This window comes from Pseudomonas protegens (genome assembly GCF_003732485.1).
Taxonomy (GTDB): domain Bacteria; phylum Pseudomonadota; class Gammaproteobacteria; order Pseudomonadales; family Pseudomonadaceae; genus Aquipseudomonas; species Aquipseudomonas protegens_B.
This window is the reverse complement of the sequence record NZ_MOAK01000021.1, coordinates 16,295-17,547: the sequence shown is the minus strand read 5'-3', so window position 1 is coordinate 17,547 and position 1,253 is coordinate 16,295. Positions and strand designations below refer to the sequence as shown.

Genomic DNA, 1,253 nt, shown 5'->3' with positions numbered 1-1,253 from the left:
CGGCGGCGGCTCGAGCCGTGAGCACGCGCCCTGGGCCCTGGAAGAGTACGGTTTTCGCAGCATCATCGCGCCCAGCTATGCCGATATCTTCTTCAACAACAGCTTCAAGAACGGTTTGTTGCCGATCATCTTGAGCGATGCTGAAGTCGACGAGCTGTTCCAGCAGGTCGAAACCACGCCGGGTTACCAGTTGCACATCAACCTTGAGGCGCAGACCGTGACCCGCCCCGACGGCAAGGTGCTGAAGTTCGAGATTGATGCATTCCGCAAGCATTGCCTGCTCAATGGTCTGGACGACATCGGCCTGACCTTGCAGGACGGCGACGCCATTGCCGCCTTTGAGGCCAAGCATCGGGCCAGCCAGCCCTGGTTGTTCCGCGACGCCTGAGCGCTTGATCGCCGGCAAGCCGGCTCCTACGGCTTTGTGTTGTAGGAGCTGGCTTGCCAGCGAACGCCGTTCCCCCAGATCAAAAGGACCACAGCATGACCAGCAACGCCCATAGCCAGGTGGTACAGAAGCAGTTCGGTGAGCAGGCCTCGGCCTACCTGAGCAGTGCCGTACACGCTCAAGGCGCCGAATTTGCGCTGCTACAAGCCGAAGTGGCGGGACAGGGCGCAGCCCGTGTCCTGGACCTGGGCTGCGGCGCCGGTCATGTCAGCTTCCACGTTGCGCCGCTGGTCAAGGAAGTGGTGGCCTACGACCTCTCCCAGCAGATGCTGGATGTAGTGTCGACAGCAGCGCAGGAGCGTAATCTGCACAACGTCAGCACCGTTAAAGGTGCAGCCGAGCGCTTGCCGTTCGCCGACGGCGAGTTCGATTTCGTCTTCAGCCGCTATTCGGCTCACCATTGGAGCGATTTGGGCCTGGCCCTGAGAGAAGTGCGCCGGGTGCTGAAGCCGGGTGGCGTGGCGGCGTTCATCGATGTCTTGTCGCCGGGCAGTCCGCTGCTGGACACTTACCTGCAAAGTGTCGAAGTACTGCGTGACACCAGCCATGTCCGTGACTATTCGGCAGGGGAGTGGTTGCGTCAGGTCAGCGAGGCAGGGCTGCATACCCGCAGTACCGCTCGTCAGCGCCTGCGACTGGAGTACAACTCCTGGGTCGAGCGCATGCGCACACCCCAGGCGCTGCGGGTGGCGATTCGCGAGCTGCAGCAGGCGATGGGCAATGAAGTGCGCGAATATTTTGAGATTGAGGCCGATGGTTCGTTCAGTACAGATGTACTGGTGCTGTGGGCCGAGCGATAGAACTT

At 61.3% G+C, this 1,253-nt stretch carries 2 protein-coding genes; both read left to right on the top strand.

The genetic code is table 11. The features are described from left to right. On the top strand, positions 1–388 hold a 388-nt coding region (leuD, locus tag BLX41_RS34230; protein WP_259744342.1), incomplete at its 5' end, for a 3-isopropylmalate dehydratase small subunit. Positions 389–483: 95 nt separating this feature from the next. Beyond that, positions 484–1,248, top strand: a complete 765-nt coding sequence (locus BLX41_RS02370; RefSeq protein ID WP_123723619.1) for a class I SAM-dependent methyltransferase — start codon at positions 484–486, stop codon at positions 1,246–1,248. The last annotated feature ends 5 nt before the right edge of the window (positions 1,249–1,253 follow it).

Excerpts from the sequence above, each read along its gene's own strand:
- BLX41_RS02370 (WP_123723619.1), top strand. The coding sequence starts at position 484 with ATGACCAGCAACGCCCATAGCCAGGTGGTACAGAAGCAGTTCGGTGAG.